Raw genomic sequence first — 15,091 nt, forward strand, 5'->3', positions numbered from 1 at the left:
CCACAAGTTAGGCATGAAGATTCAAACAGCGCCTTCCGTGCCCGTTGAGAATGGCATGTGGCAGCTTCTGGACCGGTGGCGGGACCAGAGCCTGCGCGATGGCTGGCGGTACGTCCGCGACTGGTTCGTACCGGAAGTCGAAGGCATGGCCTTCTCGGTGATGAATGGGAATTCCTCTTATGGTGCAGCCCGACATCTGGGCGCATCGCGTTCCTTCCACGGTGTGGGCATCGCTGAAACGATGATCGATCTGCGGTCCCTCTTCACAGCTGCGGGACATCCGGTCGATCAAAGCGCACTGCAGGAAATCGCCGTCGGATGGGTAGAGGCCAGGGAGCAAGACCAACAGCCTTCGTCATGCACGGATGTCACAACGGGCCTGGCAACCACAGCCCATTTCGAACGCGCCCTTCAAGACGCGCGTCGGACGGCGAACGGGCCCGGCAAGTTCATGTTGGGGGCTTTCCTGTTTCCGCTCATGGACAAACAACTGAAAGGCTCCTGGACCCTGTCCGTGGAAGTGGGTCGAATCTGCGCCCAGGAATTCACCGGCGAATCAGCGATACAGGTGTACCGCCATGACAGGGTGGACTTCCTCATCCAGGGTTCAACAGGGAATCTTGCTGATGCGCTGAGGTGCAAGAGGCGCCTTGAAGCGCTGCGTAACGGAGCCCTCGGCCCCTGCAGGCTCCGGTACCAGCCGATCCCGTCAACGGATGCCGAAGCCATGAGCCTCATGGCGCAGCTACGAGGGATCCCGGTAAAGCCGCAGTCGCGATGACCTGCCACGAAAGTACGGCGAATCTGTTCACTTCAACCACGGGCCCGGCCCGACGCGCGAACGACGGCTCACTAAGGGTCATTGCCATCATCGATGCCGTTCTCAGCCTTCCGGGCCACGACACACCCAGTGAAGGGGACACCGCCACCGGCACACGGCGGTTCACCTCATCGATGGTCACTATCCCGGAACCGATGGCACCTCCCGGCAAAGACGCCACCGGCCAAGCGCCCGCCCGCGGACGCCGCCGAGCAGAAACGCCGAGAGCCCAATGGCTGAACACATTTTTCCCCAGGAGGTCCTAATGCGGCAGATACCAGGCAACCCGGGCAAACAAATTGAACGACAGCCCCATGAAGGACACGCGATGGCCGATGCGTCCCTCCCCACGGGCCGCCTTAAGCCCCCCTTCCCGGGAATGTGGCATCTATCGGATCCCACGGCGTCGGACGCCTTCCCGGCGTGCCCGCTGCCGGGCACCGGGGTCCGCTTGGTTCACTACGCAAACAAGTTCAGCGCGGCTCCGCACGAAACCTTGGCCTATTCCGCGTGGATCATCAATGATTCAGGGGAAGAGCTCACCCTTGCCACCCTTGTCCTGCGGTCCTTCACCAATGCAGGAATGGAAGAACTGCACTACACGACTGGCCCAGCCGCTTTGAGTGTCGGCCCTGTGCCCGCCGGAGGGGAAACCGAGCTGGTCTTCACGTATGTCGTCACCGAAAACGACCAAAGGCATGCAGGAGAGCTCATCAGTGCCATGGCTGTCCAGGCGGTCACCGCCTCCGGGACGACACTCTGGGACGAACACGATGCCATCACACCCATTTTCCTTGCCTGAATAACCTCTGCAATCGCTCAGGATCCACAAGGCAGTCGGCTGCCCAAGGCCTGGAGCGACGGGCCCTGGCGTGCCGTTCTGCGGACCGTACCTTGTGGATTTCAAGAGCCCCTGGAAAAAAGCTGAGAGATTCCTACCGGAATCGTCGTCACGTTCTTCCGGACACCGATACATACCTGTCAGATGCAAAGTTCCGGGCGTGGGCCTGGTCGTTACCACTAGTGAGGTGTCCGGTGATATTGAACAAATTCACCACAGCAAGGTCTGGGATCAGGGGCGGTTCCTGATGACCGTCAAGACTTTCCCCTGGGTCTTCAAGAAGGCCTCCGACGGGCTGCCCCCGAAGGCACTCCATGCCGTGTCAAGGCTGGTCCTGGGTCTTGTCACCGTCTTGGTCCTTCTGCTCCAGCTGGTGGCGATGCCTGCGGCCGCGAACGCCGCAGGGTCCTCTCCTGTCACGGCCGGGCGGGCTGTCTCGGCGAACGCCGGCATGGCATTGCCGATGGCGTTGACCGTGTCCCAGGTGTGCGCGCCCAACGTTTTCTACTCGATCGATGGCACCGGCGGGATTTACCGTTCGCACGTGAATTCCAGCAACAACCCGGTGCTCGACTACCAGATGGCAAACACCAGCAACACCCTCGGCGTAGCGAATGGGCTGGCCGTCAGCAGCCAGACAGGGATGATGTATTACGTCGATCGCTTCGACAACGGCCCCACCGGCCCTTCTTCGGTCAACATCTATTCCTACAATCCCACCGCGACCAATCCCGCACCTGTTCTTCTCAAGACAAATGTCGATACCTCGCTGGTGCATGACGGTGTGGTGGCCGGCGCCGTCAATCCGGTCGACGGCGCGTACTACTTCGGTGGTTACGCGGACATCCCGGTGGCCGGGAGCAACCCGCCGCAGTGGACCGTCAATCTGTACATCTGGCGCTACGATCCGGTATCCGGTGCTGTCGCCCTGGTCGTCAACGGTCTTCAGGTCTCCTCCTCCGCTTACCTGGGTTACAACTACAACTCCGTAACGAACACCTGGGACCCGGTCCCGGCCAACCGCAACGGCGACTTTGCTTTTGACAGCCAGGGAAATCTCTACGCCATCCTTTCCCAGGTCGACAACGCGCAGACGGCGTACCCCGGAAGCGTCCAAATCTTTACCCTCACCGGGGTGGATGCCACCCCGGGCGCGACCCTCGCCAACGCCACCGGCAGCATCCTGATTGGCAACTCGACCACCGATCCGGGTTATAACGGCATCGCCTTCGATTCGAACGGTTCGCTCATTATTGAGTCGAACAATGGCGGCACCAGCACCAACGTCACTGTCTATGACCCCAACACCTTCCAGCCTTTGGGGACCAGAACAGCACTCGCCTACGGTTACGGCACCGACTTGGCCTCATGCCAGCCAGCGCCCCCCCACGTGAAATTGCAGAAGGAAATCGTCGGCGGCCGCGTCAACGCCAGCGACCAGTTCAATCTATCCATCAAACGTGGTGACGCCGCAGGCGGTGGAGCCGTCCTGGGAACCACCACCACCACCGGCAGCGCGTCAGGAGTCCAGAGCAACCAGGTGGGCCCTGCCGCCGTGCTTGCACAAGTGAGTGGGGTCTACTACACCTTCTCCGAAAGCCAGACCACGGCCACCGGCGGTTACACCACCACCTGGAAATGCTGGAACACGCCGGACCTGACCGCCGCACCATTCAAGAGCGGCACAGGGACCTCGTTCAACGTCAACAGCACCGAAATTCCAATTTCCTCGGGCACTGTATCTACCGAGGTCACCTGCCGGTTCGTCAACACGGCCCTGCTGCCCAATCTGGTGGCCTCCAAGAGCGTGGATCCGGCCCCCGGGACCATGGTCCAACCCGGACAAGTTCTGACGTACACGTTGACCTTCGACAACACCACCGGTACAGCCCCGGCCACAGTCAGTTATACCGACTGGCTCGGGGACGTCCTGGATGCCTCAACCCTTGTAGCCAATTCCATCACCACGACCACCACGAGCGGGACTCCCCTGGTTGTCACCAACAACTCGGGTGCGGCAACAAAGACGCTGGGCATCACGGGCACGGTGGCCGCGGGCGCGAAAAGCGTGGTCACCTATCAGGTGAAAGTCAACAACGCCGGCAACCTGGGTGATGCTTCGCTCGAGAACTACCTGACCCCCTCGACCATCGTTACGCCCCCGACTTCCTGCCCCGCCGGCAGCACGACCTGCACGGTCAATCCCGTGGGCGTGTGGACGCTGGGCAAGACCGCGTCCCCCGCTTCCGGAACCTACGTCAACCCGGGCGACCCCAGCGCAAACAGGGTGATCACCTATACGGTGACCGCCACCAACTCCACGGTCAACCCCATCACCGGTGTCATCCTCACCGATGACCTGAGCCAGGTTCTGAACAACGCCACGTTCACAGCCGGTTCGGCGAAGCTGACCATCAACGGCGGTACACCCGTCGCAGTTTCGGATCCCGGCGCCAACAGCAAGCTGGTCACTCCCTCATTCACGCTGCCCGGCAACGGCACGGCGATTTTGACGTACTCGGTGACGGTCAACTCCAATGCGTGGCTGGTCACCCTGAAGAACGGGGCAACCGGCAACGCGGTTATCCCGCCGGCACGATGCGTCACCGGCAGCGCGGCGCCGCTTGACCCGGCGTGTTTCACCACCAACCCCACCACGGGCCACCTGTTCCTGCAAAAATCAGGGCCCGGTCCAACCCAGGGTTCCACCGTCCCCCTGACCGGCTCGACCTTTGAGATCCACAATGATGCCGCCGGGCAAATGGGCACCACAGTGATCGGAGTAAGCAGTGCCGTGTCCGGCTCGCCCGGACTGGTCGAGGTCAGAAACCTGCTTCCAGGGACGTACTGGCTACTCGAGACCAAGGCCCCGAACGGCTACTCGCTCCTGGCTACTCCTGTGAAGTTCACTGTGGCAGCCAACGGCAGCATCACTTTGGACGCGGCCACCGCTGGCACATCTGTGACGGCAAACGGACTGACCATCACCGTCCTGGACATGGCGGCCGTCAAGCTTCCAGCCGCCGGCGGACCAGGCAACGCCGGCCTCTTCGGAGGCGCCCTTCTCGGGATCCTCCTCCTCATGACTTCGCTCGCCCTCATCATGACCAGGCGAGCGGACAAAACCCCACAAACCCAGATTGCTGAGCGCAGCTCCGTGCATCTCCCTGGGGACAACAAGAAAGGAAAACGATGAAATCATCGAAGGTGAGGCGCAGAATAGTAGCTTCCCTAGCCGCAATTGCCTCAGCAGCAATGCTTGCCCTCGGGGCAGGGGGCGCGCACGCGGCGAACATTGCGAATATCGATCCGTCCAAGACGGCTACGCTGACCATCCACAAGTACCAGCAGCCGGCCACGCCGACCAACCTGCCCAACAACGGAACGGCACTGACCCCGACTCAATTAGCGGGCTTGACGCCCATGGCTGGGGTCACGTTCACGGTTCAGAAGGTCAACAACATTGACCTGACGACCAACGCGGGCTGGACTGCCGCAGCAGCCCTGACACCGGCACAGGCTGCCGCGCAGGCAGCCACCCCTGGCACCGCGGTCACGACCGACGCGACCGGAACAGCCACCCTGGGGAACCTTCCCCTGGGCCTGTACCTGGTGACGGAGACCGGCTACCCGGCCGGTGTCACTCCTTCGGCTCCGTTCCTGGTCACGCTTCCGATGACGGACCCCGTGAACGAGAACAACTGGATGTACAACGTCAACGTGTACCCCAAGAACGCGGTGACCGGTGCCACGAAGACCGTCACGGACGCCCCGGCCATCAAGCTCGGCGACAACGTGCAGTGGACCATCACCGGCGACATCCCCAATGTCAACCCGATTGATGGCTACCGGATCGTGGATCAGCTCGACCCGAAGCTGACGTACACAAACTCGTCGGTCGCGCTCTCCAACGGCGCCACACTGACGTTGAACACGGACTACACCATCGCGTTCAACGCGGCCACTAACACCCTCACGGTCGACTTCACCGCCAGCGGCCGGGCCATCCTTGCCGCCAACCCCACGGCCAAAGTCGTCGTGACGGTGAACACCACCGTGAACACGGTCGGCCAGATCTCGAACACGGCCCTCGTCTACCCGAACGCGGCCAGCTTCGCCATCGCTCCGGGCCAGCCGGGCGGCCCGGTCGTCACTCCTCCGGTGGTTACCAAGTGGGGCGACATCGTCCTTCACAAGCAGGACTCCAAGACCTCCGCGAGTCTTGCGGGTGCCACGTTCTCGGTCTACCCGACCCAGGCTGACGCCCTGGCCGGCACCAACGCGATCACCATCGCCGGTGTCAGCTCCTGGACCACCGATGCCAGCGGCAACCTGGTGATCTCCGGACTGCGCTACTCCAACTGGGCCAACGGGGTCGCGGTAAGCCCGGGCCAGCCCGGCTACCAGTCGTACTGGCTGGTAGAGACCAAGGCCCCGGCCGGCTACGAGCTGCTCGCCCAGCCGGTCCAGACCACGGTCACCAGCTCGGACCCAACGGTCGTCACCGTGACGATCAACAACGTCCTGCACAACGCCGGATTCCAGCTGCCCCTCACCGGTGGTGTGGGAACCTGGGCCCTGACCGCCGGCGGGATTCTTGTGCTGGCAGGTGCCGGTCTCTTCATGGTCACCGGCCGTCGGAAGCGCAACGAGGCAAAGTAACCATCCCTCGGTGACCTGCGTCCCGTGATGCAAGGTGTGGGGCATCCATCAACCTGGTGGATGCCCCACACCTCTCCCGCCCATCAAAGCAAGAGGCTCCAATGACCCAAACCCTCGAAGAATTCATGGAGGGTTCCGAACCCGGCCCGAAAGGCACCCCTCGTCGCCGCAGAACCCGGAGACCGGCAGCCGGACGCAACCGCGGCCGATCCGGTCCTGCCGACCGCAGGTTCGTGACGATGATGATCATCGCAGCCATCGGGCTGGGCCTGATCCTCTACCCTCAGGCAGCGGACTGGTTCAGCTCGATATCCCACAACAGCCAGCTTTCCGGATACGCCCAGGAAGTTGACCAGCTCGAACCTTCGGCCCGGACGAAAGTGCTGGACCGCGCACGCGAATACAACTCCCGCATTCCCCCGGGGCAGCTGCGGGACCCCTATTCCGCACAAACCCCAACCCCGGCCGTGGAAGGGCAACTTCGGGACTACCAGAGCCAGTTGAACGTGGCCAACGACGACGTGATCGGCAGACTCCGATACCCCTCACTGAACATCGACCTGCCCATCTTCCACGGAACCAGCGACGACGTCTTGGCCAAGGGAGTCGGCCATCTCTACGGATCCTCCCTTCCTGTGGGAGGCCCCGGCACACACAGCGTCTTGACGTCACACTCCGGAATCCCCAACGCCGAACTCTTCAACCCCCTCCACAGTGCCAAAACGGGCGACATCTTCTCCACCGAAGTCATGGACCACACGTTTCTGTACAAGGTGAACAAGATCGAAGTGGTGAAACCGGACGATATCTCTTCTCTTAAGGTCACTGCGGGCGAGGATTCCATCACCCTGATCACCTGCACCCCCATCGGCGTGAACTCTCACCGGCTCCTCGTCCACGCCTCCCGAATCGCGGACATCCCCAAAGACGCCCCCGAACAAAAAACCCTCGCAGGACGGCAAACCAACACCGGGTTCCCCTTCTGGGCCATCTACTTCATCGGCGGCCTGCTCGCCTTCTACCTGGCCGCTACCGCCCGGAACCGCCGGCGAAACCGGTGACTCCTTGGACCGGGAAACCCCGGCAACCCTCCTTGCCAGGACCCGGTCCGGCGACGTCGATGCATACGCAAGGATGGGAAGGGCTGTGATCCGTGTCTGGCAAGTAGCGGCGACTCGATACGCACGACAGGAGCTGGCGCCGTGAAAATGCGGTGCCCTTTTGGCGGCACAAACGGCGAATAGACACCACTTTGAGTATGCCAAGCAAACCAGCCGCACCGCGCTGCATACTCAAAGGAGCATCATGCCTGTTCGCAACGAAAAATGGCCCGAGGGAACCCCGAACTGGGTGGACGCCCAAGTGGATGACGTCAAAGCCGCTGCAGACTTCTACGCCCGGTTGTTCGGCTGGGATATCCAGGATGCCGGCCCGGAAGCGGGCGGGTACCACATGGCCTTCATGGGCGGTTCGCCGGTAGCCGGCATCGGCCCCAAACCCGAGAACCCCGGCCCCCTGCCGTCAGTCTGGAACACCTATCTCGCGGTCGACGACGCCGACGCCACCGCAGCGAAGATCGCAGAAGCCGGCGGCCAGCTCATGATGGCCCCGTTCGACGTCATGGACCAAGGACGCATGACCGTGGCCCTCGATGCAGCAGGGGCGGTCTTCGGTATCTGGCAGTCGACCGGCCACAACGGCATCGGCCGTTACAACGAACCCGGAGCTGTCTGCTGGAATGAGCTTCACGCGCGCGAATACCAGCCCGCGCGTGATTTCTACGCCCGCGTCTTCGGCTTCAGCTACACGGACATCGGAGACGGCTCAGAGTTTGTCTACTCCACCTTCGAACGTCCCAAGGACGGCCAAACCGTGGGCGGAATCTCGCACGACACCAACCTCCCGGATGGCGTTCCGAGCTACTGGCTGGCGTGGTTCCAGGTCGAGGACCCGGACGCGACCCTGGAGGCTGCTGCAGCGCTCGGCGCCGCCACGATCTTCCCGCCTACGGACAGCCCCTTCGGCCGCATGGCCATCCTCCAAGGTCCGCAGGGCGAAACCTTCGGAATCATCAACCCGCCAGCTGATGCCGGCAACACACAGGAGTCCTAGAAATGGCACAGTTCCTCGTTACCTACCACGGCATGGGCCACCCGACTCCAGAGATGATGGAGGCCGGTCGGGAGGCGTTCCGCGCGTGGATCGAAACCACAGGGGGCGCGGTCACCGACCCCGGCGCGCCGGTCAGTTTCGTTGCCCGGCTAGCCGCAGGTGAGCCCGCGGCCGGGGCTGAGATCGCCGGTTACTCGATCATTCAAGCCGAGTCCATCGGCGCCGTCCGCGCCTTGCTCGCGGAGCACCCCTTCATTGCCCGCGGCGGAACGCTGCAGGTCAGCGAGTGCCTTGGCGTCTGAACCCGGGAAACGGCGGCTGCGAACCAGGTTCGCAGCCGCCAAACCGTGTTTCCCGAGTCACGGATCGGACCGGCAGCTTGAGAGGAGAACATGAACATGAACACGATCGCGGCCTCGGCATTGAGCCTGTCGATCTCTGAAACCGCGGGCATCCATATCCTGGTCATGGCAGCGCTGATTACGGTGTCAGGGGCTCTCGCCGTGGCCGGAGTCGTCTTTGTGTTGCTGACCGCTCCGCTCGTAGCGGTGGCTTTCCGGCGCCAGCGCACCACCGAGAGAGCAAGCCGCGCGATGCACGGCGCCCCTGATTCCGCAGAAGAAGAATCCCTGGCAGGGGCCAGAATGGGCGCAGAGACCGTCCTTCCGGGCAACGGTCCTCCTCTCAGTCTTATGACTTGCGAGACTCACCATCATGTTCGTCCGCTGTCGCAGGAGAGGTCGTGATGCTGACTATCCACGTAATTCCGAATTGATCCCTCATTATCGCCGCAGAGCGACATTGAATGGTTGGTGCCGTCGCGGAAGGCCGTGTCGTCAGGCGCGTCGGATGCCATCAGAACCAACCCGCAGTCGGCGACAAGCACCGCATGCGTTACTTTTGATGCCTCCTCAGGACCTCCATCCCGCTGAACCTCGGAAGAAGATTCCACTGTCAATACCCCGCCAAAAACCGAGTGATAGAAGGCCGTCGCCTCCCTGGCGACTTCCTTGAAGCTCAAGTGGGGGTTGAGGCGGACACTCAACGAAGCTCCGTTCGCTCGACAATGAGAACAACGACCGGCTGTGCAACGAGCACATGCCGGACAGACGACCCGGAGCATTGCCACGGACGCCCGGGGATGCCTTGGCCAGGGCCGCCGAGCACCAAGCCGGCGGCGGTACTCAGAACTCCCCCCACCGCTGAGCCGAGCAGGCGCACGGGCTCGAAACCCTCGGCATAGGAGGTCTTGACCTGGGAGCCGCGGAAGGCCGCGAGACTGCGGACCCGTTCCGCGCTCATATATGGTTTGCCCTTCTGGTTCCGGTGCATGGCCACCGCCTGGATCTTGACGTCCACGTAACCTTCGATGTCCACGAACACGCTCGGGTTGAAATGCCGGGTGGACGACGGACTTTCAAAACACAGGATCGAGGAATGCTGGCGGGCCGCCCGCATGGTGGCGGCATGAACGGCTTGGTGGTCCTGGTGGTAGTCGTTCCCGGAATGCGTAATGACAACATCGGGCCGGAAGGTGCTCATCAGGCTTTCAATGACCTGGACCATTTCCTGCCCGTGATCGGACAGGCTCGTATCCCGGAAGTCATGGACCTGGACCTCGGACGCCCCCATGAAATCCGAACCCGTGGCCGCCTCCGCCACCCGGACCGCACTATCACCGCCCCTACCCCCGGTGTTCATCACCACGGTCCGCACCTCATGGCCCGCGTCCACCAGCTTCGCCAAGGTCGCCCCGCACGCCAATTCCAGGTCATCCGGATGCGCACCGATCGCCAGGACCTTCCTGCGCTGCGTCGCCAGCGTGTGGTCGATCCGCAGGGTCGGGGCCACCAGCGCACCAATCACCACCCCGGTTCCAGCCAGGAGAACCACCACCTGCAGCCACGCCTGCTGGCCCGGGAAAAGACAGCACAACACCAAAGCCGCGATCATCCCGACGCCCAGGGCCGCCGTCGTTCTCCTCAAACGGTGGGGCGTCCTGAACCTGCGGATGAACCACTGCTGGCCCGCCGGAACCATCGCCCAATACACCGCGGCCGCGCCGACAAAGCCAGCAACGGCGAACAACGTTGCCTTCATTTCTCCCCCAAGGACTAACTTCAGCAGCATGAAAGCAGATCTTGCTGCCGATAAGGAAGTGGCCGACCGTGCCAAATCGTGACGCCGGCCGTTGGTCCCGCAATGACGGAATGGGGTTCCCGACACGAATGGTCCCCGGCTGGCACTCATAAGTATGAAAATCCAAAAATCGGCTCCGCTGCCGACCAACAGCAGCGCCTGGAAGCTACTACTTAGGTGGCGGGAGCAAAGTCTCAAGGACGGTTGGCGTGTTGCCGGAGACTGGTTCGTACCTGAGGTTTCGCCTCTGGCAAGTTCTCTGCTCGTCGGCCTGGCGTGTGCAGAACACGCCAGGAGATTGGGAATCAGTCGGTCGCACCGAGGGGTCGGGCTGGCGGAGAGCATGACGGATTTGCGGTCACTGTTCACCATCTCGGGCCATCTGGTCGATGGTGACGCCCTTCAGGAACTCGCCGTCGGATGGGTTGAAGCAAGCGAGGAGGCTCAACCACTTTCCTGTACTGATGTCACTACTGGTTTGGCGACATCGGCACACTTCGAACGTATGCTCCATGACCTCTGCCTTGCGGGTGCGGAAGAATCCTCGCGATATGTGTTGGGGACAATCCGGGTGTCACTGTTGATCAGAGGCATCAAAGCGGAGTGGACTGTGTTGGCTGATCTAGGCCAGGCATGCCTCGAAGAGTTCAACGACCACAGTTTCCCCGCGGCCTACATTCACGGTGCCGTGCGATTCCTCATGCCACGATCGCCAAGGAACTTCGCTGACGCGCTCCGCTGCAGGCGCCGGCTGGAAACCCTCGGAAACGGATTGCTGGGGCCCTGCCGACTTAACTACCGGAACGTTCCTACGACACCGACAGAAGCGGCGCGGCTCCTCTCGGAACTAAAAAACGTCTCAACGCAATAGATCCCGCCCGCCCGCCAGGCTTGACCGCCGTGATCGGCTGATCCTCCCATTGCGGGAAGGTGTCCGTAATCCCCTGAGGCTGCTTGGAATCTTGGCATGCGGACTGATTTCAGAATCCATACGTGTATGAGTTGGTTTCGACGGCTGGACCGTTGAGGCTGTATTGAAGCACGTGACCGTGGCCCCTGTTTGTAGTGTTGACCGTGAAATGGAACTCTGCCGTTCCGCCCTTGAGAAAATCGGTAGTGCATGTGAGTGCGCCGGGATCTGCGGCGTTCACGAGGCACGTCCATCCAGCAGGGGCGTTTACGGAGGCAGGATCTATCGAGGCGTGTTTCGATAGTGCGAAGGCTGCGGTTGCAGAGCCGAGATCCGCGCCGCCTGTGATGGAAAAAACAACGACCATGCTCCGGGTTCTTGGATCGCCATTAACATCCGAAACGGAGGCACTCCCCTGGACGCCTTCTGTCTGTATCGAATCAGAGACAATGCCGGATTCAGGCCCAGGCGGTGAAGCCGTGGCCAGCAACGGTGGGGCAGCGGGCTGTGGGACCGGGTCCGGCGCAGTTTCGGAAGGCCGGGAAGGCGCGGGCACGGAGGTCGGGACGGGGCTGGAGGGCTGTTGAGCCGCCGGCGTTACCAAGGTCTGGGGCCGTGATGGAGCAGGTGCAGGCAACCCGGGACCAGGGGGAACGTCGTTACGCGAGGTCTCGCCGCCAAGCGCGCCAAGCTGGCCCTGCGTGGTCAGATTGGCCGAGTCACTGACCCCGCCAAACATGATCGTTGCGACAAGAGCACTAGCGGCGGTCATCACCACGGGGTTGACCAGGGCCGTCCCGGTCGAGGTTCCCTGCAGGACGCCGGCCGCTCCGAGTTCCTTGGACCTGTCGTCCCAGGCCGACAATGGAATACCTGTGACCAACGGCAACAGCACGGCGCGCATGGTTCCACGAACGTCCTCAAGTTCAAGCAGGACAGCTGTGCACGCTGCGCAGCCATCCAAATGGCTGCGGACACCCGACGCGTTCTTCTTGGAAAGCCCGCCACGAAGATAGGCCCCCAGCTGGGACCTGAATTCCGCGCATCCCCCGAGTTCCGGGTCGTTGATATGGGACTGCAGGTACTGGCGGCGCAATCCCTCACGGGCCCGTACGCCGAGCGCGGAAACGGCGTTGGGAGAGAGCCCCATGATCGGGGCGAGCGCTGCCGGCTTCATCCCTTCCACGTCCAGATACCAAAGCACCGACTGCCACCGTTCAGGCAGCGCGCGATACGCGCGCGCGACGGTCCGCGATTCAAACGCGCGAATGACCGGGTCCTCCTCCACCACATCGTGGTCGAAGTTCGCTTCAATGTCTGCCGGGGTAGTTCGGCGCGCCTTTCTGTTGGTGTGGTGGGCGAGCCTGGTGACGGCGGAGAGCAAATACGCGCGGAAAAACTCCCGAGGACCTCCCCCGGATTTGAGACTTTGAAGCACGGCGTTGAATGCTTCCGCGACGACGTCGTCCGCGTCGCTTGGATTGTCGACGTTCCTCCGTGCCACAGAGGAGGCGATGGATACATGCCTCGTGTAGAGCCCTTCGTATGCTTCCGCGTTCCCGGCGCGAACCATCGCGATGAGCTCACGGTCACTGGCGACCGCAGCTGCCCGAAACCTTCCTGCCATGACTTCCCCTAGAGCTTCAGAATTCTTGGCCATATGTGTTGTGTGGCCTACGGATGCCATAAATGACGCCTAACCGGGAACTTCCCCGCAAATTGAGGTCATGCCCCGTTGCCCATTGGATTGAGGAGCCCTCATCGATATGCGCCGGCAAGGACTCGGAGGGAGGCTGCACAGGGGCCGCTGAGACGCTGCTAAGAGAGGGACGAACTATTTGGCCGGCCGCTGCTGCCACGGCTGCCAGCACGAGCATCGTTCCATCGCCGGCAGCTACATCGATCAAGGAAAGCGTTTGAACAACAAGGAACACCCCGGAGAGCAAAGCACCGATCAAGGTCATGTAGGCAAATGAGGTTTGAGGGGTGGTGTCAATCACTCTCCGGGTCAAAGTCCCGTACGACGCATCCTCGATCGACAAACCCTTGCGCAGCCCGTCCAGTGCCGCGATTGCCACCGTCGCAGCAACCGTCAACCAGATAACGGCCTTCGATTCCTTCATCAAACGAGTGAACCAAGACAACATCCCCTGTGTCCGGGTCTCAGACAAAACGTGGTCTGACAGACCAGACACTGGGGCAAGGCGGCGGCGCGGGTCGCTCGCGAGATCCGCCGGATCGGACTCGGCCCGGCAATCCTGCGCTGGGCGGCGCGCTTGGGGCTCGGCGGAAACGATCCGCTCCGTTTGCCAATAACCTCGGCCGTCTGCCTTCGACCAGAACTGGCTTGGCAACTGATCCCGGGCTACCCTATTCTCCGGCAAGGACTCGTTCCGTGGCTTCCGTTCCCCGAACTGCCGGACATCTTCTCAAGCTGGAATCAGTGGGGACTGTCCGCTCGGACATTCCACCCGGGGACAGAGCCCGTTATACGCCGTACTTCTCCCTTAACCCGGGCACACCCACTCATCAGGAGAGACCCGCGGTCAGATAAGTCCGCAGATCCTTGGTGGCATGAGGCACTGCCGCGGGACCAAAGGCCGTATTGAATCCTGGAAAAGCGTGCGGCCAGGTCCAGGCCCGGCCGCACGCTCTACCGTGATCACAGTCATCGGCTCGTATGTCCAGGCAGACGCGGCACCAACAGGATCGGGCGCGCACTCCGTGACAGGGCCGGTCATGTGAAGTGACGGCTGTCCGCCCGGACACCACATCGATGAAGTCTGTCGGATTTCACCACTCACATGCCTGCCACCTATTAAGTATGGAAAGGATCAGGATCGTGTCGCGAACCACAATGCGATAATCCATGCCCCCGGACTCCCGGGAACCAGCTCGGACGTCCGTTCACCGTGCTGGGCGTCCGGGATATGTCCGAAAGTTCTGTCCTAGCGGCCTTCGGCGTGCTTGCCCGGCCATGAATACAGCCCAGGCAGACGGTTAAAGCCCGCCAACTCAACCCGGTCCGCCTTCTCCCAGGAGTGTTCATGGCTACCGGAAGCGTGGGCGATCGAGGCCAGCAAGAGCGCGACGCTCTCTCTGTTTACTACGGTCACGATTTCTGCCAAATTCACGGGAACGCCCTCGGCCATGGAAGCGGCGAACATCAGGAACCCCCATTCGCCGTTGGAGACACGGCCGGCATATTCGGGGATCGAGGCGAAATCAATCCACGATGCGCCGCTGAATTCGTCCGTGCCGATCCAGGGATTGCCGGGCGCGGCGAACCGGCCTCCAAACCCGCGGAGCAGCAGTTCGGTGGCCGCCTCGCAAGGGAAGGAGCCTTTGGCCCAGGCCCGCAGCCCGTCGGCATGGGTCACTTTCGTGTGATCCTTGTCGTTACATTGAAGATTTGCCGCGCCGGCCATAAGGATCCATCGGTTGATTCGTTTCCTATTTCTCGGTTTTCGATATCGGCCACGCCCCGACTTGCAGGACCGAGGCTCATCTAAGCAGTGGAACCTCGGTCCGAAACGTGCCGCCAACATGGATCCCCACGCCAGATACAGGATCGATGAAGGCTGCGCGCCGTCTCCACCGGGCCAGT

12 protein-coding genes are annotated in these 15,091 nt (G+C 62.1%); 8 read left to right on the plus strand and 4 right to left on the minus strand.

Features of this window, described 5'->3' with window-relative positions; translation table 11 throughout:
* Window positions 1-13 precede the first annotated feature (13 nt).
* From LFT43_RS17300 to LFT43_RS17335, 8 genes are all read left to right on the plus strand, one after another.
* Window positions 14-781: a hypothetical protein gene (locus LFT43_RS17300; RefSeq protein ID WP_395798880.1), complete on the plus strand. Its 768-nt coding sequence runs from the start codon at window positions 14-16 to the stop codon at window positions 779-781.
* A gap of 367 nt (window positions 782-1,148) precedes the next feature.
* Entirely contained in the window at window positions 1,149-1,622 is a 474-nt protein-coding gene (locus LFT43_RS17305; RefSeq protein ID WP_395798882.1) for a hypothetical protein, read from the plus strand.
* 286 nt (window positions 1,623-1,908) lie between these two features.
* A complete protein-coding gene (locus LFT43_RS17310; RefSeq protein ID WP_395798884.1) occupies window positions 1,909-4,857 on the plus strand; it encodes a SpaA isopeptide-forming pilin-related protein in 2,949 nt (982 codons plus the stop codon).
* Complete coding sequence (locus LFT43_RS17315; protein ID WP_395798886.1) at window positions 4,854-6,323, plus strand: SpaH/EbpB family LPXTG-anchored major pilin; 1,470 nt, start codon at window positions 4,854-4,856, stop codon at window positions 6,321-6,323. The genes LFT43_RS17310 and LFT43_RS17315 overlap by 4 nt, the downstream gene beginning before the upstream one ends.
* 101 nt (window positions 6,324-6,424) lie before the next feature.
* Complete coding sequence (locus tag LFT43_RS17320; RefSeq protein ID WP_395798888.1) at window positions 6,425-7,384, plus strand: class C sortase; 960 nt, start codon at window positions 6,425-6,427, stop codon at window positions 7,382-7,384.
* A 244-nt stretch (window positions 7,385-7,628) separates the two neighbouring features.
* Entirely contained in the window at window positions 7,629-8,435 is an 807-nt protein-coding gene (locus LFT43_RS17325; RefSeq protein WP_395798890.1) for a VOC family protein, read from the plus strand.
* A 2-nt stretch (window positions 8,436-8,437) separates the two neighbouring features.
* Entirely contained in the window at window positions 8,438-8,737 is a 300-nt protein-coding gene (locus tag LFT43_RS17330; protein WP_395798892.1) for a hypothetical protein, read from the plus strand.
* 96 nt (window positions 8,738-8,833) lie between these two features.
* Window positions 8,834-9,181, plus strand: a complete 348-nt coding sequence (locus LFT43_RS17335) for a hypothetical protein (RefSeq protein ID WP_395798894.1) — start codon at window positions 8,834-8,836, stop codon at window positions 9,179-9,181.
* A gap of 295 nt (window positions 9,182-9,476) precedes the next feature.
* Here the strand turns inward: LFT43_RS17335 and LFT43_RS17340 are convergent, their stop codons facing one another.
* The 4 genes from LFT43_RS17340 to LFT43_RS17355 form a co-directional block, all read right to left on the minus strand.
* Window positions 9,477-10,535 carry a PIG-L deacetylase family protein gene (locus LFT43_RS17340; protein ID WP_395798896.1) on the minus strand — a complete coding sequence of 353 codons (1,059 nt, stop codon included), beginning with the start codon at window positions 10,533-10,535 and terminating at the stop codon, window positions 9,477-9,479.
* A 1,019-nt stretch (window positions 10,536-11,554) separates the two neighbouring features.
* Window positions 11,555-13,111 (minus strand): sigma-70 family RNA polymerase sigma factor, encoded by a 1,557-nt coding sequence (locus LFT43_RS17345; RefSeq protein ID WP_395798898.1) that lies wholly within the window; start codon window positions 13,109-13,111, stop codon window positions 11,555-11,557.
* A gap of 16 nt (window positions 13,112-13,127) precedes the next feature.
* Window positions 13,128-13,607 (minus strand): hypothetical protein, encoded by a 480-nt coding sequence (locus tag LFT43_RS17350; protein WP_395798900.1) that lies wholly within the window; start codon window positions 13,605-13,607, stop codon window positions 13,128-13,130.
* A gap of 825 nt (window positions 13,608-14,432) precedes the next feature.
* Window positions 14,433-14,912, minus strand: a complete 480-nt coding sequence (locus LFT43_RS17355) for a hypothetical protein (RefSeq protein ID WP_395798902.1) — start codon at window positions 14,910-14,912, stop codon at window positions 14,433-14,435.
* Window positions 14,913-15,091 lie beyond the last annotated feature (179 nt).

This window comes from Arthrobacter sp. FW306-04-A (assembly GCF_044358315.1).
GTDB lineage: Bacteria > Actinomycetota > Actinomycetes > Actinomycetales > Micrococcaceae > Arthrobacter.

What these genes read in the sequence shown, in the direction of transcription:
- LFT43_RS17300 (WP_395798880.1), top strand. Translation starts at nt 14, where the DNA reads ATGAAGATTCAAACAGCGCCTTCCGTGCCCGTTGAGAATGGCATGTGG.
- LFT43_RS17305 (WP_395798882.1), top strand. Translation starts at nt 1,149, where the DNA reads ATGGCCGATGCGTCCCTCCCCACGGGCCGCCTTAAGCCCCCCTTCCCG.
- LFT43_RS17310 (WP_395798884.1), top strand. Translation starts at nt 1,909, where the DNA reads ATGACCGTCAAGACTTTCCCCTGGGTCTTCAAGAAGGCCTCCGACGGG.
- LFT43_RS17315 (WP_395798886.1), top strand. Translation starts at nt 4,854, where the DNA reads ATGAAATCATCGAAGGTGAGGCGCAGAATAGTAGCTTCCCTAGCCGCA.
- LFT43_RS17320 (WP_395798888.1), top strand. Translation starts at nt 6,425, where the DNA reads ATGACCCAAACCCTCGAAGAATTCATGGAGGGTTCCGAACCCGGCCCG.
- LFT43_RS17325 (WP_395798890.1), top strand. Translation starts at nt 7,629, where the DNA reads ATGCCTGTTCGCAACGAAAAATGGCCCGAGGGAACCCCGAACTGGGTG.
- LFT43_RS17330 (WP_395798892.1), top strand. Translation starts at nt 8,438, where the DNA reads ATGGCACAGTTCCTCGTTACCTACCACGGCATGGGCCACCCGACTCCA.
- LFT43_RS17335 (WP_395798894.1), top strand. Translation starts at nt 8,834, where the DNA reads ATGAACACGATCGCGGCCTCGGCATTGAGCCTGTCGATCTCTGAAACC.
- LFT43_RS17340 (WP_395798896.1), bottom strand. Translation starts at nt 10,535, where the DNA reads ATGAAGGCAACGTTGTTCGCCGTTGCTGGCTTTGTCGGCGCGGCCGCG.
- LFT43_RS17345 (WP_395798898.1), bottom strand. Translation starts at nt 13,111, where the DNA reads ATGGCAGGAAGGTTTCGGGCAGCTGCGGTCGCCAGTGACCGTGAGCTC.
- LFT43_RS17350 (WP_395798900.1), bottom strand. Translation starts at nt 13,607, where the DNA reads ATGAAGGAATCGAAGGCCGTTATCTGGTTGACGGTTGCTGCGACGGTG.
- LFT43_RS17355 (WP_395798902.1), bottom strand. Translation starts at nt 14,912, where the DNA reads ATGGCCGGCGCGGCAAATCTTCAATGTAACGACAAGGATCACACGAAA.